23 protein-coding genes are annotated in these 23181 nt (G+C 63.5%); 14 read left to right on the forward strand and 9 right to left on the reverse strand.

Annotation, left to right across the window (positions count from 1 at the left end; translation table 11 throughout):
- Positions 1–109: 109 nt before the first annotated feature.
- The 13 genes from fliF (at position 110) to fliR (ending at position 12635) form a co-directional block, all read left to right on the forward strand.
- Entirely contained in the window at positions 110–1897 is a 1788-nt protein-coding gene (gene fliF, locus LMG28727_RS16765; protein ID WP_201643437.1) for a flagellar basal-body MS-ring/collar protein FliF, read from the forward strand.
- Positions 1887–2882 (forward strand): flagellar motor switch protein FliG, encoded by a 996-nt coding sequence (gene fliG / locus LMG28727_RS16770; RefSeq protein ID WP_201643438.1) that lies wholly within the window; start codon positions 1887–1889, stop codon positions 2880–2882. Before fliF ends, fliG begins: the two co-directional genes overlap by 11 nt.
- Positions 2869–3558 carry a flagellar assembly protein FliH gene (gene fliH / locus LMG28727_RS16775; protein WP_201643439.1) on the forward strand — a complete coding sequence of 230 codons (690 nt, stop codon included), beginning with the start codon at positions 2869–2871 and terminating at the stop codon, positions 3556–3558. Before fliG ends, fliH begins: the two co-directional genes overlap by 14 nt.
- Entirely contained in the window at positions 3552–5252 is a 1701-nt protein-coding gene (gene fliI, locus LMG28727_RS16780; protein WP_201643440.1) for a flagellar protein export ATPase FliI, read from the forward strand. Before fliH ends, fliI begins: the two co-directional genes overlap by 7 nt.
- An 11-nt stretch (positions 5253–5263) precedes the next feature.
- Complete coding sequence (gene fliJ, locus LMG28727_RS16785) at positions 5264–5713, forward strand: flagellar export protein FliJ (RefSeq protein WP_201643441.1); 450 nt, start codon at positions 5264–5266, stop codon at positions 5711–5713.
- A gap of 116 nt (positions 5714–5829) precedes the next feature.
- Positions 5830–7347, forward strand: coding sequence for a flagellar hook-length control protein FliK (locus LMG28727_RS16790; RefSeq protein WP_201643442.1), 1518 nt, complete (start codon positions 5830–5832; stop codon positions 7345–7347).
- 690 nt (positions 7348–8037) lie between these two features.
- Complete coding sequence (gene fliL, locus LMG28727_RS16795; RefSeq protein ID WP_201643443.1) at positions 8038–8535, forward strand: flagellar basal body-associated protein FliL; 498 nt, start codon at positions 8038–8040, stop codon at positions 8533–8535.
- 64 nt (positions 8536–8599) lie between these two features.
- On the forward strand, positions 8600–9598 hold the full coding sequence (gene fliM / locus LMG28727_RS16800; RefSeq protein ID WP_201643444.1) for a flagellar motor switch protein FliM: 999 nt from the start codon (positions 8600–8602) through the stop codon (positions 9596–9598).
- Positions 9591–10055, forward strand: a complete 465-nt coding sequence (gene fliN, locus LMG28727_RS16805; protein ID WP_201643445.1) for a flagellar motor switch protein FliN — start codon at positions 9591–9593, stop codon at positions 10053–10055. Before fliM ends, fliN begins: the two co-directional genes overlap by 8 nt.
- Positions 10052–10651 (forward strand): flagellar biosynthetic protein FliO, encoded by a 600-nt coding sequence (gene fliO, locus LMG28727_RS16810; RefSeq protein WP_201643446.1) that lies wholly within the window; start codon positions 10052–10054, stop codon positions 10649–10651. The genes fliN and fliO overlap by 4 nt, the downstream gene beginning before the upstream one ends.
- A gap of 2 nt (positions 10652–10653) precedes the next feature.
- Positions 10654–11496, forward strand: a complete 843-nt coding sequence (gene fliP, locus LMG28727_RS16815) for a flagellar type III secretion system pore protein FliP (protein ID WP_407945854.1) — start codon at positions 10654–10656, stop codon at positions 11494–11496.
- Between the two features lie 49 nt (positions 11497–11545).
- A complete protein-coding gene (fliQ, locus tag LMG28727_RS16820; RefSeq protein ID WP_201643447.1) occupies positions 11546–11815 on the forward strand; it encodes a flagellar biosynthesis protein FliQ in 270 nt (89 codons plus the stop codon).
- 37 nt (positions 11816–11852) lie between these two features.
- Positions 11853–12635, forward strand: a complete 783-nt coding sequence (fliR, locus tag LMG28727_RS16825; RefSeq protein WP_201643448.1) for a flagellar biosynthetic protein FliR — start codon at positions 11853–11855, stop codon at positions 12633–12635.
- Between the two features lie 385 nt (positions 12636–13020).
- On the opposite strand, the gene LMG28727_RS16830 is transcribed toward fliR, so the two are convergent.
- A complete protein-coding gene (locus LMG28727_RS16830) occupies positions 13021–13455 on the reverse strand; it encodes a DUF2778 domain-containing protein (protein WP_328810886.1) in 435 nt (144 codons plus the stop codon).
- Between the two features lie 282 nt (positions 13456–13737).
- On the opposite strand from LMG28727_RS16830, the gene LMG28727_RS34555 reads away from it, so the two are divergent.
- Positions 13738–13869, forward strand: a complete 132-nt coding sequence (locus LMG28727_RS34555; RefSeq protein ID WP_268960498.1) for a hypothetical protein — start codon at positions 13738–13740, stop codon at positions 13867–13869.
- 136 nt (positions 13870–14005) lie between these two features.
- On the opposite strand, the gene flgL is transcribed toward LMG28727_RS34555, so the two are convergent.
- From flgL to flgF, 8 genes are all read right to left on the reverse strand, one after another.
- Entirely contained in the window at positions 14006–15232 is a 1227-nt protein-coding gene (flgL, locus tag LMG28727_RS16835; RefSeq protein ID WP_201643449.1) for a flagellar hook-associated protein FlgL, read from the reverse strand.
- Positions 15233–15243: 11 nt separating this feature from the next.
- Positions 15244–17238, reverse strand: coding sequence for a flagellar hook-associated protein FlgK (gene flgK / locus LMG28727_RS16840; RefSeq protein ID WP_201643450.1), 1995 nt, complete (start codon positions 17236–17238; stop codon positions 15244–15246).
- Between the two features lie 109 nt (positions 17239–17347).
- Positions 17348–18121, reverse strand: a complete 774-nt coding sequence (locus LMG28727_RS16845) for a flagellar brake protein (protein ID WP_201643451.1) — start codon at positions 18119–18121, stop codon at positions 17348–17350.
- A gap of 380 nt (positions 18122–18501) precedes the next feature.
- Positions 18502–19506, reverse strand: a complete 1005-nt coding sequence (gene flgJ / locus LMG28727_RS16850) for a flagellar assembly peptidoglycan hydrolase FlgJ (protein ID WP_201643452.1) — start codon at positions 19504–19506, stop codon at positions 18502–18504.
- A gap of 12 nt (positions 19507–19518) precedes the next feature.
- The gene (locus tag LMG28727_RS16855; RefSeq protein WP_236592011.1) at positions 19519–20733 is read right to left on the reverse strand and encodes a flagellar basal body P-ring protein FlgI; all 1215 of its coding nucleotides are present in this window, start codon (positions 20731–20733) and stop codon (positions 19519–19521) included.
- A gap of 2 nt (positions 20734–20735) precedes the next feature.
- Positions 20736–21434, reverse strand: a complete 699-nt coding sequence (gene flgH / locus LMG28727_RS16860; RefSeq protein WP_201643731.1) for a flagellar basal body L-ring protein FlgH — start codon at positions 21432–21434, stop codon at positions 20736–20738.
- Positions 21435–21463: 29 nt separating this feature from the next.
- On the reverse strand, positions 21464–22252 hold the full coding sequence (gene flgG, locus LMG28727_RS16865) for a flagellar basal-body rod protein FlgG (RefSeq protein WP_201643453.1): 789 nt from the start codon (positions 22250–22252) through the stop codon (positions 21464–21466).
- A 161-nt stretch (positions 22253–22413) separates the two neighbouring features.
- Positions 22414–23172: a flagellar basal-body rod protein FlgF gene (flgF, locus tag LMG28727_RS16870; RefSeq protein ID WP_201643454.1), complete on the reverse strand. Its 759-nt coding sequence runs from the start codon at positions 23170–23172 to the stop codon at positions 22414–22416.
- Positions 23173–23181 lie beyond the last annotated feature (9 nt).

Below are 23181 nucleotides of genomic sequence, written 5' to 3' on the forward strand. Positions count from 1 at the left end.
GCCGCGCTGCGGATAATTTCAAGGGTGAAAGTCTCTGTCCGTACGCCCGCCGACCCCCGGTGCGGCGGCAGGCGGCAGGACGAAAAGGCATTCCGGAGATACCCGACGCATGGATTCGTCAGCCAACTCATTGATCAACCCCGACGCCCGCATGGGGCTGGCCGGCGCGCAGCCAGGCGCCGGCGCGGCCGGCACCGGCCAGCCCGGCGGCGCCGATGGCCTCGGGGGACTCGGCGGCATGGGCGGCAACTTCACCCAGCGGCTATCCGGTCTCGCGCAGATGCGCGGCAACCCGCGCGCGCCGCTGATCTTCGCCGTCGCGCTGCTGGTCGCCATCGTAGCCGGCCTGTTCCTGTGGTCGCGCGCGCCGGACTACAAGGTGCTGTACAGCAACCTGTCCGACCGCGACGGCGGCTCGATCATCACCGCGCTCCAGGCAGCCAACATTCCGTACAAGTTCTCCGACAACGGTGGCGCGATCCTCGTGCCGGCCGATCAGGTGCATGAGATGCGCCTGCGCCTCGCGTCGGAAGGCCTGCCCAAGAGCGGCTCGGTCGGCTTCGAACTGATGGACAACCAGAAGTTCGGCATCAGCCAGTTCGACGAGCAGATCAACTATCAGCGTGCGCTGGAAGGCGAACTCGAACGCACGATCGAATCGATTTCGACGGTCAAATCGGCGCGCGTGCATCTGGCGATTCCGAAGCCTTCGGTGTTCGTGCGCGACAAGGAAGCGCCGTCGGCGGCTGTGCTGGTCAATCTGTTCCCGGGCCGCGTGCTCGACGAAGGCCAGGTGGTCGCGATCACGCATATGGTTTCGTCGGCGGTGCCGGAAATGCCGGTGCATGGCGTGACGATTCTCGACCAGGACGGCAATCTGCTGACCCAGCCAAGCACCGGCAGCGGTCTGGACGCGTCGCAGCTCAAGTATCGCCAGCAGATCGAGCGCAATACCCAGCAGCGCATCGACGCCATCCTGTCGCCGCTGTTCGGCTCGGGCAACGCGCACTCGCAGGTCAGCGCCGATATCGACTTCTCGCACAGCGAACAGACCTCGGAAAACTACGGCCCGAACGGCAATCCGCAGCAAGCGGCGATTCGCAGCCAGCAAAGCAGCAGCGCCACTGAAATGTCGCAAAGCGGCGCGTCGGGCGTGCCGGGTGCGCTGTCGAACCAGCCGCCGCAACCGGCTTCCGCACCGATCGTCGCCGGTAATGGCGCGAGCGGCGTGACGACCACGCCGGTCAGCGATCACAAGGACTCGACCACCAACTACGAACTCAACAAGACCGTGAGCCACATCGATCAGCCGATGGGCGGCATCAAGCGTCTGTCGGTCGCGGTGGTCGTGAACTACATGCAGGTCACCGACGCGAAGGGCCACAGCACCATGCAGCCGGTCACCGCGGACAAGCTCGAACAGGTCACGCAACTGGTGAAGGACGCGATGGGCTTCGACGCGCAGCGCGGCGACTCGGTCAACGTGGTCAACAGCGCGTTCTCCACCGAAGTCGATCCGGACGCCAACCTGCCATGGTGGCGCACTCGCGACATGATCGCGCTGTACAAGCAGATCGCGACCTACCTCGGCATCGGCGCAGTGGCTCTGTTCCTGTACTTCGTGATGGTCAAGCCGGCGCTGCGCCGCGCGTTCCCGCCGCCGGAACCCGCGATCCCCGCGCTGGCCTCGCCCGACGAGCCGATTCTGCTCGACGGCATCCCGGCCGCCGAGCGCGAAGGCGCGGTGGTCGAGATCGAGACCGACAGCGAAACACTCGCGCTCGAAAGTGCGAAACACAAATATGAGCGGAACCTGGAATTCGCACGCGGTATTGCGCGCCAGGATCCGAAGATCGTTGCAACCGTCGTGAAAAATTGGGTGTCCGATGAGCGCTGAAGGCGTAGTGAAAAGCGCGTTGCTGCTGATGTCGATCGGCGAGGAAGAAGCCGCGCAGGTGTTCAAGTTCCTCGGCCCGCGTGAAGTCCAGAAGATCGGCGTCGCGATGGCCGCCCTGAAGAACGTGACCCGCGAGCAGGTCGACGAAGTGCTGCAGGAGTTCGTCAAGGAAGCGGAACAGCACACCGGCATGTCGCTCGATTCGAACGAGTACATCCGTTCGGTGCTGACCAAGGCGCTCGGCGACGACAAGGCCGGCGCGATCATCGACCGGATTCTGCAAGGCAGCGATACCAGCGGTATCGAGGGCCTTAAGTGGATGGATTCCGGCGCGGTTGCCGAACTGATCAAGAACGAGCATCCGCAGATCATCGCGACGATTCTCGTCCATCTGGATCGCGATCAGGCGTCGGAAATCGTCGCCTGCTTCTCGGAGCGGCTGCGCAACGACGTGCTGCTGCGGATCGCGACACTCGACGGCATCCAGCCGGCCGCGCTGCGCGAACTCGACGACGTGCTGACCAGCCTGCTCTCCGGCAGCGACAACCTCAAGCGCAGCCCGATGGGCGGTATCCGCACGGCGGCCGAAATTCTCAACTTCATGTCGAGCAATCATGAAGAAGGCGTTATTGAGAATGTTCGTCAGTACGACGCGGAACTCGCGCAGAAGATCATCGATCAGATGTTTGTGTTCGAGAACCTGCTCGATCTGGAAGACCGCGCGATCCAGTTGCTGTTGAAGGAAGTCGAGTCCGAGGCGTTGATCATCTCGCTGAAGGGCGCGCCGCCCGCGCTGCGCCAGAAGTTCCTGTCGAACATGTCGCAGCGTGCGGCCGAACTGCTCGCCGAAGACCTCGACGCGCGCGGTCCGGTACGCGTCTCCGAAGTCGAGACGCAGCAGCGCCGTATTCTGCAGATCGTGCGCAACCTGGCCGAAGGTGGCCAGATTGTTCTAGGCGGCAAGGCGGAAGATGCTTATGTCTGATCCGAATTCCCCGGCGAAGGACAGCCTCTCGGCGTATCAGCGCTGGGAGATGGCCTCGTTCGATCCGGTGCCACCCGCGCCCGAGCCTACCGAACCCGAGTTCGACCACGGCGCGTTCGAGGCAGAACTGAATCATCGGCGCGACGCCGCGCATGCACAGGGCATCGCGTCGGGCCACGTGGCGGGTCAGGCGCTGGGCTATCAGGCCGGTTATGACCAGGGCCATGCGCAAGGCTTCGCGCAGGGTCAGAGCGAAGCACGTGAGGAAGCGGCGCGGCTGGCCGCTTTGGCCGCGACATTCAAGGCGGCGCTCGACGGCGCGCAGGGCGCAATCTCCGAAACGCTGGTCACGCTCGCGCTGGATATCGCGCAGCAGGTGGTGCGTCAGCATGTGCAGCACGATCCGACGGCGCTGATCGCCGCCGCTCGTGAGGTGCTTGCAAGCGAACCCGTGCTGATCGGCGCGCCCGCGTTGATTGTGAGTCCTGCGGATTTGCCGGTGGTCGAAGCCTATCTGATGGAAGAATTGCAAACGCGTGGCTGGACTGTGCGCACCGACCCCTCGGTGGAACGCGGCGGCTGCCGCGCGCAGGCTGCCACCGGCGAGGTGGATGCGGGCATCGACACACGCTGGGAGCGCGTGGCCGCCGCACTCGGCAAGGTGAGCACATGGTGAAGCCGACGCTCGAAGAGATTCGCGCCAGCGATCTGACGCCGCTTGAACGCGAACTGGCGTTGGCGTCGTTTGGGGCCGAAGCGCTTGCGGATGTGTCGGTCAAAAGCGCACAGCATGCTGCGCCGGGCGCGTCGCGCACTGCGGTTCGCGGGCGTGCTCCAACAGGCTCGGCGGCGGCGGCGAGCGCTGACGCGGCCGCCGCCAATAGCGAACCGGCGGCTTCTTCCAACGCCGATTCGGCCCCTGCTTCAGACCCGGATTCGGACCTCATTTCGAGCGCTGCGCCACTCCCCTCTTTCCCTCCGTACGATCCCGCTCTCGACAGCAATCCGCACGTGCAAGCGTGGCGCGGCCGGCTCGACGCGTTGCGCGAGCGTAATGCCATCGCGCGGCCCATGCGTGCGTGCGGGCGCCTGACGCGTGCCGCCGGGCTGGTGCTCGAGGCCGTGGGCCTGCGCCTGTCGGTGGGCGCCGAAGTGATGATCGAATTGCCGCAAGGCAGTTCGCTGTCGATGGCCGAAGCCGAAGTCGTCGGCTTTTCCGGCGACAAGCTGTTTCTGATGCCGACCACCGAAGTAATCGGCCTGCTGCCCGGCGCGCGGGTGTATCCGCTCGAAAGCGCGCCGATCGCCGATCCGAACGCGGGCGCGAAGCGTCTGCCGGTCGGCTGGGAATTGCTTGGCCGCGTGCTGGACGCGTCCGGCCGTCCGCTCGACGGGCTTGGCCCGCTCGGCACGCATGCCGATGCGCCGCTGTCGTCGCCGGTCATCAATCCGCTGAATCGCGAGCCGATTCACAAGGTGCTCGACGTCGGCGTGCGCGCGATCAATGCGCTGCTGACCGTGGGACGCGGCCAGCGGATGGGCTTGTTCGCCGGCTCGGGGGTGGGTAAATCGGTGCTGCTCGGCACGATGGCGCGCTACACCAGCGCCGAGGTGATCGTGATCGGCCTGATCGGCGAGCGTGGCCGCGAAGTGAAGGAGTTCATCGAGCAGATTCTCGGCGAAGAAGGTCTCGCGCGCTCCGTCGTGATCGCCGCGCCCGCCGACGTGTCGCCGTTGCTGCGGATGCAGGCCGCGTCCTATTCCACATCGCTCGCCGAATATTTCCGCGACCAGGGCAAGCATGTGCTGCTGCTGATGGATTCGCTGACCCGTTACGCGATGGCGCAACGCGAAATCGCACTGGCCGTGGGCGAGCCGCCCGCCACCAAGGGCTATCCGCCGTCGGTGTTCGCGAAGCTGCCGGCGCTGGTCGAGCGGACCGGCAACGGCCCGGCGGGTGGCGGCTCGATCACCGCGTTCTACACCGTGCTGACCGAAGGCGACGACCAGCAGGACCCGATTGCCGACTCCGCGCGAGCGATTCTCGACGGCCACATTGTGTTGTCGCGCTCGCTGGCCGAGGCCGGCCACTACCCGGCGATCGATATCGAAGCATCGATTAGCCGGGCAATGACCGCGCTGATCGACGATAACCATCTGAACAAGACGCGTATGTTCAAGCAGATGCTGTCGCGCTATCAGCGCAACCGCGATCTGATCAACGTGGGCGCCTATTCGAGCGGACGCGACGCGGTGCTCGACCGGGCGATTGCGCTGTATCCGCGAATGGAAGCATTTTTGCAGCAAGGGTTTCGCGAGTGCGCGAACTTTGAACCGAGTGTCGGCATGCTCGACGCTCTGTTTGCCTGAGGAGGCTGACGATGGCGAAACACTTTCCGATCAAGACGCTTATCGGCCTTGCGCAGGACGACGTGGACGCCGCTGCACAACGTCTGGGGCGCGCGCAGCGCGAGCGCAACGACGTGGAAGCCCAGCTCAACGCGCTCGTGCAGTACCGCGACGAATACCACTCGCGTTTCAACGCGACCGCGCAGACCGGCATGCCGGCGGGCAACATGCGCAATTTTCAGGCATTCATCGACACGCTCGACGCCGCCATCGACCAGCAGCGCAATCTGCTGGTCACGGCCACGGCGCGGGTCGAAGCGGCGAAGCCCGACTGGCAGCGTCAGAAGCAGAAACTCGGCTCGTATGAAGTGTTGCAGGCGCGCGGCGAAGCAGCCGAAGCGAAAACCGTGGCGCGGCGCGACCAGCGCGACGCCGACGAACACGCCGCCAGGATTCTGCGGATGCGCACCGAAGGCGTTTGATCCGCGCAATGCGTGTGCTGTACCTAACGTGCTTTACGTGTTCCACATGTGTTAACGGGAGCGGGCTCCGCTTGCCCGACTAAACCTCCCACCTTGACGGTTTGACAGGATTCCCTATGTCGCTTCTTTCACAGATCGGCTCGTTATTCGGCTCAGGCGCCAGCCAGTCGGCCAGCGCCGCCGCAACCGCTGCGGCGAATGCGATCCCGTTCTCGCAGACCTTGCAGCAGAGCATCGTCCAGCAGAACAGCACGGCGCAGAGCCAGCAGCAGGCTTCGGCTTCGGCTTCGTCGTCTGCGTCTGCGTCTGCGTCTGCATCGCAGGCGTCATCGTCGAGCGTACACGACGCACCGGCGCCAGCTGATTCATCGACGCAAAGTGCCAGCGATACGAGCAATAGCACTCAGCAAAATAGCGGCGCCACGTCGGCGTCGGGCGCGACGGACGGCACGGACGGTACGAAGCCGGCGTCGACCGGCAAAACGGGCGCGACCCGTCAGGCGAAGAACAGCCATGCCGCGAGCCAGACCGACGCCGCCACCGCAGCGGCCTCTGCCGCCGCACAGGCGCAAGCTCAGGCTCAGACGCAAGCGCAGACCGATGCGGCGAACGCTACGGCGCAGGCCACCGACGCCACCGACACGAGCGCCGCCGACGCCGCAGCCGCGACCGCGATCACAACGACAACGACCGGCAGCGCGACGGGCAAGAAATCCGCGATCGATCCGAAGACGATCAAGGACGCGACGCAGGCCGCGCTTGCTGCGCTGGCCAGCGGCCAGGGCGGGGTGCCTGCGCAGGCGCTGGCAGCGGGCGCGGCAGCGAACGTCAAAACGGGCGGCCTTGCGGGAGCGAGCGGTAGTCTGAGCGGATCGGCGGACGGCAAGACGCTGGCGACCGGGTTGCTCGGCGAGGGCAAGGGATCGAGCGCGAAAGCGGCGCTTGCCGCGGCGACGACAGCCACGTCGACGGCGCTGGCGGACCAGTCGGCCACGAAATCGTCGCTGGACGCGTTGGCTGCGGCCGCCGCCGATGGCTCGCAGGCCGACAATCTGGCCGCCTTCAAGAGTGCCGCCGACGCCGCCACGGCTGCCCAGGCCGCCGCGCAAGCCGCTGCGAGCGCGGCAGGCACGACTTCGGCGGTGCAGAGCACCGGCAACGCCAGCGCGGCTGCCGCGGCGAACGCACTGGCACCGCAAGTTGGCACGAGCGACTGGGAAGACGCGCTGGGCCAGAAGGTCGTATTCCTGTCGAACGCCCATTCGCAGAGTGCCGAACTGACGTTGAACCCGAAGGACCTCGGGCCTCTCCAGGTTGTCCTGCAGGTTGCCGACAACCATGCCCACGCGTTATTCGTGTCCCAGCACCAGTCGGTCCGCGAAGCTGTCGAGGCCGCGTTGCCGAAGTTGCGGGAAGCGATGGAGTCCAACGGAATCGGACTCGGAAGCGCGAGCGTGAGCGACGGCTTTGCCGGCCAAAGCAGCGGCCAGCAGAACGCCGGCTCAGGCCGGTCGAGCAGCAGATCCAGCGGAAACAGCGACTCGGTAGCCGGCGTCGACGGCGTCGATTCCACTGAAACGATAACGCCCGCGACCACCCGCAAAACCGTAGGCTTGGTCGACACATTTGCGTAGGGCGAGGCAGCACCGGCGACACAGCGCAACGAGCGGATATCTCCAACGAATGGCCGCCCCTCGGCACCATTGAATTGATGTGTTTGCGGAAGGCTCTTCGGCGACTCAATACGCGAAATCGGAGCTGAGCGCCCCGACAGCGCGTACGGCGGTAAGAGAAGAGCGTGCCTTGTAGCGAGACCCGAGCGTACCGAAGCAACCCTTCGGGCCGCTCCGGCTGCACCTGATCTGCGGGCACACAGCACGGCAGAAAGAAGTACCGCGCCGGCCCGCGCAGCGTGGCGGGAAGCATGACTGCTTTGTCACGAACGCGGAATGTGCGGGAGCACTGATTCCAGATGCACCACTACCCCCTCCAAGCCAGGGGACCCGCTTCAAGGCTAGCGGTGTGAGCCCGCTTTCTTTGCTTACTTTCTTTGCGGCGGCAAAGAAAGTGAGTGCCGCCCCGCACAGGGGCAGTGCTAATAGACCACCGTGAAAGCAAGGAAAGGCCAACACCACAAGAGCACATCCCCTCAGCCGCTCAAAAAGAAAACCTCCCGGCATACGCCACCACAAAAAAAAACACCCCCACCCCAACCTTAAAAACCAGAGATAGCCTGCAATAACCCTTCTTTTCGACCCATCGCGCCGCAGGCAAATCAACAACAATCACACCACCAGCACTAACGGCAAGCAAAAGCAAACCACATGGCAACCACAACTGCACCTCAGCAAACCGCGTCCGCGTCGCCGGGCCCGATGAAGCGCATCATCCTGATCGCCCTGATTGCGATCATCGCCGCAGGCGCAGCCGGCGCTGGCGTGTGGTTCTTCATGTCCAAGCGCGCTCCGGCAGCCGCCAGCGCCGCTGAAGCTCTGCCGCCGCCCGCACCGCTGTTCTTCCCGCTCGAATCGATGACCGTCAACCTGCAATCGGACGACGGCCAGCAGCATTTCCTGCGCATCGGCCTGACGCTCAAGCTCAGCGACGCGAAGACCCAGCAGGAACTCACCGATCACATGCCGGAACTGCGCAGCCGCATTCTGCTCGCGCTGTCGAACCATCATCCGGACGATCTCGCGCCGCTCGACGGCAAGCGCGCGCTCGCCACCGAACTCAAGTCGCTGATCGAGGAGCCCACCGACAAGGGCGCACCGCCGGTCCACGTCGACGACGTGCTGTTCACCGAATTCGTCGTGCAGTAACGCTTCCGTGAAGCGATCTAGCACTGCCATCATCAACCGCCGCGGGACGCACGAGGAATAAGCAATGGGCCACGAAGAGTTCATGTCCCAGGAGGAGGTCGATGCCCTCCTCAAGGGCGTCACCGGCGAGTCCGACTCGGTTGCCGAGCAAACCGACCGCTCAGGTGTACGTCCGTACAACATCGCGACGCAGGAACGTATCGTTCGCGGCCGGATGCCCGGCCTCGAAATCATCAACGACCGTTTCGCGCGTCTGTTGCGCGTCGGCATTTTCAACTTCATGCGGCGTTCGGCGGAAATTTCGGTCGGTCCGGTGAAGGTGCAGAAGTACAGCGAGTTCACCCGCAATCTGCCGATCCCGACCAACCTGAACCTGGTCCACGTGAAGCCGTTGCGCGGCACCTCGCTGTTCGTGTTCGATCCGAACCTCGTGTTCTTCGTGGTCGACAACCTGTTCGGCGGCGATGGACGCTTCCATACGCGGGTCGAAGGGCGCGATTTCACGGCGACCGAGCAGCGCATCATCATGAAGCTGCTGAATCTGACGTTCGAGCACTACACAGCGTCGTGGAAAAGCGTGAAGCCGTTGCAGTTCGAATTCGTGCGCTCGGAAATGCACACGCAGTTCGCCAACGTCGCCACGCCGAACGAAATCGTCATCGTCACGCAGTTCTCGATCGAATTCGGCACGACCGGCGGCACGCTGCACGTCTGCATGCCGTATTCGATGATCGAGCCGATCCGCGCCGAGTTGTCGTCGCCGATCCAGGGCGAGGCGATGGACATCGACCGCCGCTGGGTGCGCGTGCTGTCGCAGCAGGTGCAGGCTGCGGAAGTGGAACTGACCGCCGACCTCGCGCAGGTGCCGGTCACGTTCGAACAGATCCTGAACATGCGCAAAGGCGATGTTCTGCCGATCAACATCCCCGAGCACATCACCGCGAAAGTCGACGGCGTGCCGGTGATGGAGTGCGGCTACGGAATTTTCAATGGTCAATACGCGTTGCGGGTCCAGAAAATGATCAGCGCAGCCGACACGATGAAGGATGGTGGATATGAGTGACCTGAACGCAAAGCCCGAAGCCGAAGCGCTCGCGGGTGAGCCGCAACTGGCCGCCGGCGCGGTCAGCACCGAAGACGATGACGCGATGGCCGACTGGGCCAGCGCGCTCGCCGAACAGAACGACAACCCGGAAGTCACCGCGACGACCGCGGGTGTGTTCCAGCCGCTGTCGAAAGTCGAGCCGACCTCGACCCGCAACGACATCGACATGATCCTGGACATCCCCGTCCAGATGACCGTCGAACTCGGCCGCACGAAGATCGCGATCCGCAATCTGTTGCAACTCGCGCAGGGCTCGGTGGTGGAACTGGATGGCCTCGCTGGCGAGCCGATGGACGTGCTGGTCAACGGCTGCCTGATCGCTCAGGGTGAAGTGGTGGTCGTGAACGACAAGTTCGGGATCCGTCTGACCGACATCATTACGCCGTCTGAACGTATCCGGAAGTTGAATCGATGAAACGCTTTGCCGGTCGCGCCATGCTGAAGGTTTCGCGCGATGTCCCTGCTGTACTGCTGCGTAACGCATTCGCCATGGTCTTGCCGGTAGCGCTTGTCGTGCCGTTCGCGGCGCACGCCGCTGACCTGAATGCGGTCAATAACGCGGCGAAAATTGCATCGGGTGTCGGCGCCGGCACGGCTGTTCCAGCGCTCGGCGTGGGCGCGGTCCTGCAGACGATTGTCGGTCTGCTCGTCGTAATCGCGCTGGTATTCGGTTGCGCATGGCTCGCCCGGCGTTTCGGCTTGCAGCCGGGCAATCGCGGTGGACTGGTGAAGACCATTGGCGGTGCGTCGCTCGGCGGCAAGGAGCGTGTCGCGGTCGTCGAGATCGGCGATACGTGGCTGGTACTCGGCGCGGCGCCCGGCAATGTGCGTCTGCTGCACACCATGCCGGCAGGTTCCGCTTCAGCCGACGCCGTCTCCATGGCCGCTCGGGCACCGCAGGGTCAAAGCGCTCACGCACCGTTGCCGGGCACTTTCGGCCAACGCTTTCGCGATGCGTTGAAAGGCGAAATAGGCAAACGTTTCAATGCGCAAGGCGGCGAGGATCGGTGATGCTGCAGTTCAGTTTTCAGTCAGCGCGCGACATGCGCACCCATCGTGCCGTCGGCGGATCGCGGGTCGTATCGAAAATGATCGCCGTGCTGCGCCGTGTGGCGCCCCTTCTGCTACTCGTGATGCCTGCGCTGCTGCTCGCGCTGCCATCGTTGTCGTTCGCACAAACTGCCGGGTTGCCGGCATTCAACACCAGCCCCGGGCCGAATGGCGGCACGACCTATTCGCTGAGCGTGCAGACGATGCTGCTGCTCACGATGCTGTCGTTCCTGCCCGCCATGGTGTTGATGATGACGAGCTTCACGCGCATCATCATCGTGTTGTCGCTGCTGCGCCAGGCGCTCGGCACCACCACCACGCCGCCTAACCAGGTGCTGGTCGGTCTCGCTCTGTTCCTTACGCTGTTCGTGATGTCGCCGGTGCTCGACAAGGCGTATAACGACGGCTACAAACCGTTTTCCGACGGCACGATCTCGATGGATCAGGCGGTCTCGCGCGGCGTCGCGCCGTTCAAGACCTTCATGCTGCGTCAGACCCGCGAAAGCGATCTCGCGCTGTTCGCCCGCATCTCGCACGCCGCGCCGATGCAGGGTCCGGAAGACGTACCGCTGTCGCTGCTGGTGCCGTCGTTCGTGACCAGCGAACTGAAAACCGGCTTTACGATCGGCTTCACGATCTTCATCCCGTTCCTGATCATCGACATGGTGGTGGCGAGCGTGCTGATGTCGATGGGGATGATGATGGTGTCGCCCGCCACCATCTCGCTGCCGTTCAAGCTGATGCTGTTCGTGCTGGTCGACGGCTGGCAGTTGCTGCTCGGCTCGCTCGCGCAGAGTTTCGTTTAAGCGTCGCCTGAGCGTCCTTTAACCTCTCACCGTTTCCGGCACATTCACCATGACACCCGAATCAGTCATGACGCTGGCCCACCAGGCGATGTACGTCGGCCTGGTGCTGGCGGCTCCGCTCCTGCTAGTCGCGCTGGTGGTCGGCCTCGTGGTGAGCCTGTTTCAGGCCGCCACGCAGATCAACGAATCCACGCTGTCGTTCATTCCGAAGCTGCTGGCCATCGCCGTCACGCTGGTAATCGTCGGTCCGTGGATGTTGACGACCATGCTCGACTACCTGCGTCACACGCTCACCAGCATTCCGACGCTCGTCAACTGAGCGGCCTGAAGCCGCTTCAGCACCCGCCCGCCCTCTCATGTTCACGGTCACCTACGCTCAACTGAATGCCTGGCTGACCGCGTTCCTGTGGCCGTTCGCGCGCATCGCCGCGCTAATCGCCACCGCGCCGATACTCAGCAACGTCTCGATGCCGACGCGCGTGAAAGTCGGCCTCGCTGCCTTCACCACGATCATCGTTGCACCGACCATCGGCGCATTGCCCCAGGTGACGGTGTTTTCGGCGGCCGGCGTGTGGATTCTCGTCAACCAGTTCCTGATCGGCATCGCGTTGGGCGTGACCATGCAGATCGTCTTTCAGGCGATCGATGCGACCGGCTACTTCGTCGGCCTCGGCATGGGTCTCGGCTTCGCGACCTTCTTCGATCCGCAATCGACCGGCTCGGGCGTGGTGATCTCGCGCTATATGTCGACGATCGCGATGCTGGTTTTCCTCGCCGTCGACGGCCATTTGCAGATGCTGGCCGCGCTCGTGACCACGTTCCAGTCGGTGCCGGTGTCGGCCAGTCTGCTCGCGCCGCACGGCTGGCAAACGCTCGCCTACTGGGGCGGCTCGATCTTCTCGGCGGGGTTGCTGCTGTCGCTGCCGGTGGTGGTGGCACTGCTGATCGCCAACCTCGCGCTCGGCATTCTGAACCGGGCCGCACCGCAGATCGGCGTGTTCCAGATCGGCTTTCCGCTGACCATGCTGGTCGGGCTGCTGCTCGTGCAACTGATGCTGCCGAACATGATTCCGTTCTTCGTGCGGTTGTTCGATAGCGGTATCGACGAGATGGGGCGGGTCGCGGCGGGGTTGAAATAACGCCGGTTCGCTGCGCGGTTTTCCTTCGTTGCCTGGTGCGGTTTGCAATAAAAAAGCCGGCTTCACACTGATTTCACTCACCCGACACGTTGTTGCATTCGCCGCTTCCGGACATAACACGCCACTGCAAACCATGCGACGCCCAAGGCGAGTGCGACAGTCAGCCACGACGCAATGGTTAGCGCAACGAGGCACAAGGTCTCAACGTCGTCTTCGTTGTATAGACCCACAACGCTAGTGGCGCGAACAGTGTCGCGCATCGCGTTCCATAACCATTCTGGAATCCATAGGGCCGTGTGAGAGATAAACGCCCCAAGAAACCAACCGCCGACAAGCGATGCTGCGACATACGCAAGCATGCTTGCGATGCGCGGAAGCCATCTTTTCATCGAACGTCCACCGTTCCGTAGGCGCGCAGACTGCTGCGGGGAACCGGCAAGTCAGGCTTACGGGAGAGAATGAACTGGCGAAGCTGGTCAAACTCAATGTGACTGCCCACGGTAATACAGCCTTCGCTTAGATGCTGCGGCCCCTCCGGGTGCAGACGAAAACTGCCGCGACGAATGCCGTCGATCATTGTCGTATCACCAGTACTCGGGTTCCACAGAGCAAACCATTTCGTCCTGTCGGTTGTTCCGTAGCCGTCTTCAGACCACAAATCGCGCGCCCAACCAAGCATTCCGCCGGATTGCCGGTCAACGATATAGTACGTGCCTGCCGGGAGCGGCCCTACGTCTTCTGCGGCTGTCGCTTTCGGGTTGTCACGTCCCCACTTCTGACCAGAATAGGCGGTGACTGAACCGAAGCCAGAGCAGTACAACGCGGACGTGGTTTTTGTTGTTCAGTGCAAAGGTGCAGCGTACTGGCATGACGGCCCGTGGATGTCATTCCAACTATCTTTGAAAATCCCTTGTAGCACGATGGGGAAATGCAAAGAGTGAAGAATCGTCAAAGGTTTTGCCGCGTCCTTCGTGGCAGGATTTACACCTGAATCAAGGCGCATAAAATAAAACGCGCTTTCCAGGACTCGTCTGGTGCGTCACTCGCACCCCAATGCGCACTGTTTCGAGCGGACATTGAACGCCTAGCTGATGTCCTGTCGATGATCGTCTCGCTGGCCGAGAACCGTCCCGTGCCGATGGCTCATGCAAAGCAGCTATTCGCGCAGATCGCGCGCCTCGCACGCGGCGCGCTGGCCGGTGCCACGCCTGCCGAATCTGTCGATACGCGATAACCGTCGACGTGTAGGACAGACAGACGGTTTTTTTCGCGCAAATTGATTAACCGGATAACTGCGCCCAAACATAAAAAAACCGGCTTGCGCCGGTTTTCTTACGTCTGCGCGGCGGAATGCCCGCGCGATCCATCGATCAATTGTTGATGTACTGGAACAGCGACATGTTCTGGATCTGCGCGAACGCCTGCTGCGAAGCCTGCAACGCAGCCTGCTCCAGCGTGTACTTGCTGATCGTCGAGACCATGTCGACCGAGGTCAGATCAGCGAGGTTGCTTTGCGTCTGCAGCGAGTTGGATTGCGTGACGGTTTGCAGCGCCGTCACTTCCTGTGCGCGGCCGCCGACCGACGCCTGCACCGCCGTCACGTTGCCCATCGTGTTCGCCAGTTGCTCCATGCCCGCGTTCATCGCGTTCTGCAAGTTTGCCTGCGCGGCGGGGTCACCGGTCACAGGCGTCTGCAGCGCGGCGATCATCGCGTTCAGGTTCGCGAACACATCGGTACCCGCCTGATTGGCCGGTTTAACGGAGAACTGGTCGCCAGCGGCCGGCGTGCCGCTGATCGCCACCGTCTGACCACCCATCGTGATGTCGGCGCCCGCGGTGTACGGCTGCGCCGCAGCGGCGACACCCGTGGTCGTATCCGTGACCGTGTAACTCAGCGACGAGCCGCTGCCGCTGAACGCGATCTGGTACGAATCGGCATTCGCCGTGTTGGTCGGATCGTTCACCGTCACCGAACCGATCACGCCGGTGCCGGTATTGCCCGAATTGCCCGCCGCGATCGGCTCGGCATTGGTCGAACTAACGCTCGTGAACACCGCCGCACCGTTGTCGCTCGTCGCCACCGCGTTGCTGCCGGTGACCTGCACCGTGCGCGTGCCGGTGTCGCCGGTATAGACGACAGCGCCGCTCGAATCGGTCGTGAACGCGGTCGAGGTGTTCTGGAAACCGGCGAACAGCGCATTGCCCGAGCCGTCCGTCGCATTCGCGTAGGTCAGCAACTGGTCGCGCAGGCTTTCCAGTTGCGACGCGATGGCGTTGCGGTTGGTGTCGTTCAGCACACCGCTGCCCACGCTCAACGCGGCCGTATTGGCGCTTTGCAGCGTGGTCATCACGTTGCCGAGCGTCGAACTTTCAGCCTGCAGCGACGACAGTGCTGCGTTCTGGTTCGTCGTGTATTGCGACAGCGCCGTCGCCGTCGAACTCAACTGCACCGCCTGAGCCGCGCCAAGCGGATTGTCGGCGGGAGTGGTCAGCGCCTGTCCGCTCGAGATTTCCTGATAGATCTGCGACAACTGGGCCTGCTGGTCATTCATTGTCGAGACGTTCATGCTGAAGTACTGCTGGCTGGAAATACGCATGGTTTAACGCCTTACGAGAAGATGCCGAGCAACGTCTGGAACAGGGTCGAAGCCGTCTGGATGACCTTGCTGTTCGCCTGATAGAGCTGCTGATATTGAAGCAGATTCGCTGCTTCCTCATTGATGTTGACGCCCGACACCGACTGTTGCGCAGTGGTGATCTGCGTGACGAGCGCGGTCTGCGCGGTGTTCGAACTCTGAATCTGGGTAGTCTGATTGCCGATCGCGTTGACGTAGTTCGCGTACGCCTGGGTCAGCGTGGACGTACCGCCGCCGAGCGCCTGCGCCGAAGTCAGGTTCGACAGCAGTTGCGCGTTGCGGCCGTCGCTGGCGGCGCCAGTGTTCGGTCCGATCGTGAACGAGTCGCCGCTGGCCGGCGCGCCGCTGATCGTGACCGTCACGTTGTTCATGCTGGCGGCGCTGGTCGAATTGCTCGGATTCGTGATGGTCAGCGTCGCGCCCGAGCCGGCCGTGTAAGGCACCGCGGTCGTCGACGACGTAATCGTGTACGACTGGGACGGTGAACCGGCCACCGTCACGACCGAATCCAATGGGAAGCCGGTCAGGCCCGTGCCGGCGGTGTAGGTGATCGTCGATGCGGTGGTCGGCGCGCTGTAGCCCGCTGTCACCGAGCCCTGGGTGATCTGCGCGCTGCCGGTGTTCGATGCCGAAGCCGACGCCAGTACCGGCGCCGCGGCGGCGATTGCCGACGCCGACGTGGTCGCGAGCGCGAAGCCGTTTAGCGCGCCGCGGGTCGGTTGGACTTCGAACGAGTCGCCCGCTTTCATCGTGCCCTTGCTCGAGAATTGCAGGCCGTCGATCGGCTTATCGAGAGTCAGCGCGGAGCCCACCACGCTGCCGGTCGAATTGTCGGTCAGCGTGTAGGTGGTGCCGTTATAGGCCAGCGTGTAATCGCCGGTGGTCGGCTGGGTGGCATCCGCGAAGCTCGCGCTCACCGTCGCATCGCCGGTGTTCTGCGTGCTTGCGTTGACCAGCGGTGTGCCGACCGTGAAGAGCGCGCCACCCGCCGCGCCGTTCAGCGTGATGCCCAGTTCGTTCTGCGCATTCACCTGCGCGGCGAAGCTGGTGGCGATTGCGCCGAGTTGCGCTTCGGCCGGGTCGAGGGTTTGCGAACGGAATGCCGCGAGACCACCCAACGTGCCGCCGGACAACTGGCTGTCGGACAGCGTCTGCGGCGTCGGCGTGGGCTTCGCGCCAACCTGGCCGAGATAGGTAACCGACAGTTCGGTCGGATCGGTCGACGAGGTCGCCGTGCCGAGCGCAAAGCTGTTGTCGGCTGACACCAGCGGCTGGCCGTTCGACATGTACACACTGTAGCTGCCGTTGCTGGCCTGCACGGTCGACACGCCGACCAGTTGCGACAGGTTCGACACGGCCTCGTCGCGCTGGTCGAGCAACTGGTTCGGCGTCTGGCCCTGGTTGCTGGCCGCGAGAATCTGGTTGTTCAGCGACGCGATCTGCGCGGTGTACGTGTTGATCTGCGTGACCGCGTTGCTCATCTGCGTGTTGACGCTCGAGCGCAGGCTGTCGTATTGCGCGCCGGCCGCATTGATCTGGTCGGCGAGGGTCTGCGCATCGCTGACGGCGGTCTGCCGCGTGGCAGTGTCCGACGCGTCGTTGGCGACGTTCTGCAAACCGGTGAAATAACTGTTGATGGCGCTCGCAATCCCCGAGGTCGGGCTGCCGACCAGGTTATTGAGCTGCGTGATCATCGTGTTGTATGCGGTCAGCGAACCGCTGGTCGACTGCGCGGTGTTGAGCTGGGTCGCCAGATACTGGCTGTACGAGCGCTGCACGGTGGTCGTGGAGACACCCATCGGCAGATAGCCAGACCCGGTGTAGGTGCCGGCGGTTTCCGAATAGACCGGCGTTTCCATCGAATAGCCGGCGGTCGACGCATTGCTGATGTTCTCACCAGTCGTCGTCAAACCCCACTGGGCTGCATTGAGTCCGCTAAGGCCGATAGATATGAGATTGCCCGACATGCGTCATCCTGAAGGGCGACACCGCACACATGCCGCCGGGTTACTTGAATACATTGATTAACGGCCTCCGGCGCAAAAAATTGAGGGCCGTCCCGATGGTTTCTATGCCTCAGCGCACCAGCGAACGGCGCTTCATTTCGAGTTGCGTGATCAGGCGCTGCAGCGTGTTTTCGGCGCTGCCCGGCAGCGTCAGAAAACGGAAGCCGAGCTGATAGCGCTGCGTGCCGTTCGGCAGGGCGGTGGAGCGGTGCGACACGAGTTGCAGATCGAGCGAAAGGCGGCCGAGCGCGCCGAGCACCAGCTCGCAATCTTCGAAACGCATGCCCATCGGCAATTCGGCGACGCGTTCGTCGGAGGTACGCATGCCAACACCGCCAAGCGACAGATCGTGTACCTCGAAGCGGAACGTATCGCCGCCAGGGAACCGGCCCGTGCATACGTACGGATCGAGGACCGGCGCATCGACACGGAAATATTCGCGACGCTGCACGTAAAACAGCACGTCGGGGAAATCGGCCTCGAATGCCGGCATGCCTTCGAATTTCGTCTCGCGCGGCGTGCTGACGCCGAATTCGACGCGCACGCCGTCCGGCGCCGCGTGGAACCGGCAGCGTGCCGCGGCCAGCAGACCGGTGTTCTGATTGGACACGCCGCCCCAATCGAAAATGAACGTGCGGGCGCGCACATCGACGTCGAGCAGGCGCGTGACGAGCTGGCCGCCTGCATATTCGACGGTGAGGAAATCGCCCCGATTGACGAGATTGCGCAGCTGGACGCCGATCTCGAGGGGATTACGGCGGCCGAAGTCATTTGCACCTTCGTCCTGCGATATGTGCGCGTGGCTGTGCATGTCGCTCTGGCCGTTCGACTGGTTTATATCCATGGGCTTGCCGGTATGCATGTTCTTGCGGGCGCGTGCCGAGGGCTCCTGCCGGGGCCTTCGAACGGTCTGTTAAGGCCGCGGCACGCGCGTTCAACCGGACATTACAGCGCTTTTCCGGTATCGGGTCTAACTGATTAGCGGCAGCGCCCAGCCAAAATTTAGGGGCGTGTAATGAAATATTTGCCGCAAACGTTAAAACGTGCTCCGCCTCACGCGGGTTGGCCGGCCGCCCGTTGGGCGACCGGCCTCGTCCGTCTTGTTATGCACCTGGCCCCGTCGCGTGCATGGATTTATTCGGGTGTTTCAGTTACCTCCGGTGCGTGCCGTGATTCGCCTCGTAGCGAATCGACGTGCGCGGCACGCGCCGTTTGACGCGCCGATCAAGCCATCTTCTGCATGATCGACAGCAGTTTTTTTGCATAATGCGGGTCGGTCGCGTAGCCCGCGCGCTGCATGCCGTTCGCGAAGCCGGTCACGTCGTGCGACGAGTTGAGTACCTGCGCATAGCGCGGGTTGCTCTTGAGCACGTTCGCGTAGTCGGTCATCGCTTCCTGATACGAGTCGTACGCGCGGAATTTCTCGACCGTGCGCTGCGGCTTGCCGTTCACGTATTCGGTGGTGACGGTGGACACGGTCTTGCCGGTCCAATCCTTGGTGGCCTTGATGCCGAACACGTTGTGGCTGGTCGAGCCATCCGCCTTCTTGATCTCGCTCTTGCCCCAGCCCGATTCGAGCGCGGCCTGACCGATGATGAAGCGCGCCGGAATTCCGGTCGCGGCGCTGGCGGCCTGGGCCGGCGCGGCGAGCTTGTCGACGAACGCGTCGATCTTCGGCGAGCTGCCGTCGCCGCGCAACGGCGGCGTCAACGAACTATTGCCCGTGTATGCCTTGCCCATTGCCAGTTGGCCATTGGCCTGCGCGTTGCCGTAGGCTTTCGCGAGTGCATTGAGCGCAGCGGTCTGACCTTCGTCACCGCCGCCACTGCTGCTGCCGCCGCCGAGCGCATTGGCCATGCTGGCCAGGCTGTTCGCGCCGCCCGCGCCACTGGCGCCGCCGACCTGCATGCCCTGGTTGCGCATCAACTGCTTGAGCATCGCATCGGCCACGCCGATGCCCTTCTTCGACAGTTCCTGCGACATCTGCTGATCCATCATCGACGTGAAGGTCGCGCTGTCGTGCGAGTCGAACGGACCGTCCTGCGGCGTCGCATCGCGCATGCTTTTCAGCATCATCTGCGTGAAAACAGCGTCGAACTGCTGAGCAGCCATCTTCATGCCGGCTTGCGGCGAAGCCTTGGCCTGCGCGCTCAGCGCACCGAAACCCTGCACGTCGAGCGCAAACCGGTTAGTCAGGTCGTTCGCGGTATTGGTCGTATCCGAATTCATCTGGCGTCTTCCTTAGATGATTTCCAGGTCGGCGCGCAACGCGCCCGCCGCCTTCATGGCCTGCAGGATCGACATCAGATCCGCGGGCGTCGCACCCAGTGCGTTGAGTGCCTTCACTACGTCGGCGAGGTTCGCACCGGCGGTCACCAGCTTCAGCGCGCCGTTGTCCTGCTTCATCTGAATCTGCGACTGCCGGGCAGCCACGGTCTGGCCGTTCGAGAACGCACCCGGCTGGCTCACTACCGGTTGCGTGTTGATCACCACCGACAGATTGCCGTGCGCCACCGCGCACGTCTGCAGCGTGACCATCTGGTTCATCACGATCGAGCCGGTGCGCGCGTTCAGAATGACCTTCGCGGCGGCTTGTGCCGGCCTGACGTCGAGATTCTGCAATTGCGCCATGAACGCGACCTGCTGTTCGGGGCTGCTCGGCGCGCGCAATTGAACGGTGCGGCCGTCGAGCGCGGTGGCGGTGCCGCTACCGAACGCATTGTTCACCGCTGCGACGACGCGCTGCGTGGTGTCGTAATCCATTTCATTGAGGTCGAGCTGCATGGTGCCCGCCTGCGATACCGACGTCGGCACCGCGCGTTCGACGATCGCGCCGCCGGTAATGCGGCCCGCCGCCAGCGTATTGACCTGCACCTTGCTGCCGTTGGCGCTTGCGCCCGCACCGCCCACCGCCAGATTGCCCTGGCCGAGCGCGTACACCTGGCCGTCCGCGCCCTTGAGCGGCGTCAGCAGCAGCGTGCCGCCGCGCAGGCTCTTGGCGTTACCGAGCGACGATACGGTAATGTCGATCTGTTCGCCGGGACGTGCGAACGGCGGCAGCACCGCCGTCACCATCACTGCGGCGACGTTCTTCAACTGGATGTTCGACAGCGACGACGACGAACTGCTCGAACCCGCCGCCTGGTTATTGATCGAGATGCCGAGGTTCGCCAGCATGTTGGCGAGCGTCTGCGTGGTGAACGGTGTCTGGGTGGTCTGGTCACCCGTGCCGTCGAGGCCGACCACCAGGCCGTAGCCGATCAACGGGTTGTCGCGCACGCCCTGGATCTGCACGAGGTCTTTCAGCCGTTCGGCATGCGCTGGCGTGACGGTTACGGCCGGCAGCGCAGCGCAGGCGAGCACGACGAACGCAAGCGCACGGGCAGCCCGCGACGCGGTGCTGCGACCTGCGTCAAGAACAGCGTGAGCGGCGCGGCGAAAAGAGACGGTACGCATGATCACCACGGCGACACGTTAAGGAAGAAGCGTTGTAGCCAGCCCATGTTCTCGGCCTCGTCGAGATAGCCCTTGGCCGAGTACTCGATTTTCGCGTCGGCCACCTGGGTGGAGTACACCGCGTTCAGGCTGGAAATCGTGTTCGGATTCACCACGCCGGAAAAGCGCACGAACTCGTTACCCTGGTTGATCAGCATCTGCTTTTCGCCGCTGACGAGCAGGTTGCCGTTCGGCTGCACCCCCGTCACCGTGACGGTGATCGTGCCGTTGAACGTGTTCGACGCGTTCGCGCCGCCCGTGCCCGCGAACACATTGCTGCCGTTCGCGCTCAGATTGGCCTTGCTGAACAGGCCGCTGAGAAAGCCCGCGGTCGGCACGGCCAGGTTCGTGCTGCCGGAGCGGTTGGCATTCGCGCCCGACGACTTGGTCGCGTTGATGTTTTCGGCAATCACGATAGTCAGGATGTCGCCGACATTGCGCGGACGCTGGTCTTCGAACAGCGGCCGGCCTGCGTAGCCCGGGTTGAAGATCGAGCCCGGCGATTGCATTTGCGGCGGCATCGGCGGCACGGCCGTCATCGGCTGCTGCGTGATCGGCTGCTTCGGCACGAGGCCGCAGCCGCCCAGCGCGGCGAGCAGTGTGATCTGCACGAGCGCCTGAGCGGTGCGCGAATGGACCGGGATACGGGAGAGGTGCGACATCATGATTACCGCCTTTAATTCCCAGTCCCTCAAACCTGCATCTGGCTGAGGGTCTGCAGCATCTGGTCGGACGTGGTCACGGCCTTGCTGTTGATTTCGTAGGCGCGCTGGGTCTGGATCATGTTCACCAGTTCCTGCACCACGTTGACGTTCGAGGCTTCCACGTAGCCCTGATTCAGCGTGCCCGCGCCGTTCAGGCCCGGTTGCGCGATGTTCGGCGCGCCCGACGAAGCCGTTTCCGAAAACAGGTTCTCGCCCTTCGCATCCAGACCGGCCGGGTTGATGAAGGTGGCGAGCTGCATCGTGCCGAGCTGCTGCGAGTTAGTCGAACCGGCGACGGTGATCGACACCGAGCCGTCGCTGCCGACCGTCAGCGAAGTCGCGTTGGTCGGGACCGTGATAGCCGGGATCACCTGATAGCCGCTCGACGTGACGAGCTGGCCTTGCGCGTTGGTCTGGAACGAGCCGTCGCGCGTGTAGGCGGTGGTGCCGTCGGGCATCTGCACCTGGAAGAAGCCCTGGCCGTTGATCGCCAGGTCCTTCGAGTTGCCGGTTTGCTGCAGGTTGCCCTGGGTGTACAGACGCTCGGTGGCGACCTGTTGCACACCGGTGCCGAGCTGGATACCTGACGGCAGTTCGGTTTCCTGCGTCGAGTTCGCGCCTGGCTGACGGATGGTCTGATACAGCAGGTCCTCGAACACCGCGCGCGAGCCCTTGAAGCCATTGGTGCTGACGTTCGCGAGGTTGTTCGAGATCACGTCCATCTGCGCCTGTTGCGCGTTCATGCCGGTAGCGGCGATGTAGAGCGAGCGATTCACTATGTTTCTCCTTTGTCGACCGGAGTTAGCGCTTCAGCGCTTACTCCGGTCCCATGCAAAGCTGTCGGCGACAGTTAGCGCTTTAGCGCTTACTGCTACCCCCTGCAAAGCTGTCGACCGACGTCAGCGCTTCAGCGCTCACCCCAGCCCCATACATCCCATTAACTGAAGCTCAGCAATTCGTTAGCGGACTGATCGTTCTTGTCCGCGTTCTCGAGCAGCTTGGTCTGCATCTGGAATTGCCGCGCGTTGGTGATCATCGAGACCATCGCGCTGACCGGGTTCACGTTGCTGCCTTCCAGCGAAGCCGGCGCGACCGTCACAGTCGGATCGGCGTCCGCGGGGTTGCCGTCGGCGGTGCGAAACAGACCGTCGTCGCCGCGCGTCAGCGTTTGCGGATCCGGATTCACCAGCTTCAGCTGATCGACCGTGACGACGGCGGTCGGTGGATCCCCCGGCGTCAGCGCCGAGACCGTGCCGTCCTTGCCAATGGTGATTTCCGCCCCCGGCGGCACCGACACCGGGCCGCCGTTGCCGAGCACCACCTGATTGGTGGCATTCACCAGCTGACCGTTTTCGTCGATGTGCAGATTGCCGGCGCGCGTATAAGCCTCGCCACCGTCATTGGTTTGCACCGACAGCCATCCGGGCCCCTGGATAGCCACGTCGAGCGGATTGCCCGTCTGCTGGATCGGCCCTGGCGTGTAGTCCGCGCCCGGCGTCGACGACAGCACGAAGGTGCGGGTGGTGTCGTCGTTGATCGAGCTGCCGTCGCCGAACGACATCGGCACGGCGCGGAACGTTTCGAGCTGCGCGCGAAAGCCCGTGGTCGAGGCGTTCGCGAGGTTGTTCGCAACGATGGCTTGCTGTTCGAGTGCCTGGGCACTGCCCGACATCGCGGTGTATATCAGCCGATCCATGATGGGTCC

It is taken from the genome of Paraburkholderia metrosideri (genome assembly GCF_904848625.1).
In the GTDB taxonomy this organism is placed as follows: Bacteria; Pseudomonadota; Gammaproteobacteria; order Burkholderiales; family Burkholderiaceae; genus Paraburkholderia; species Paraburkholderia metrosideri.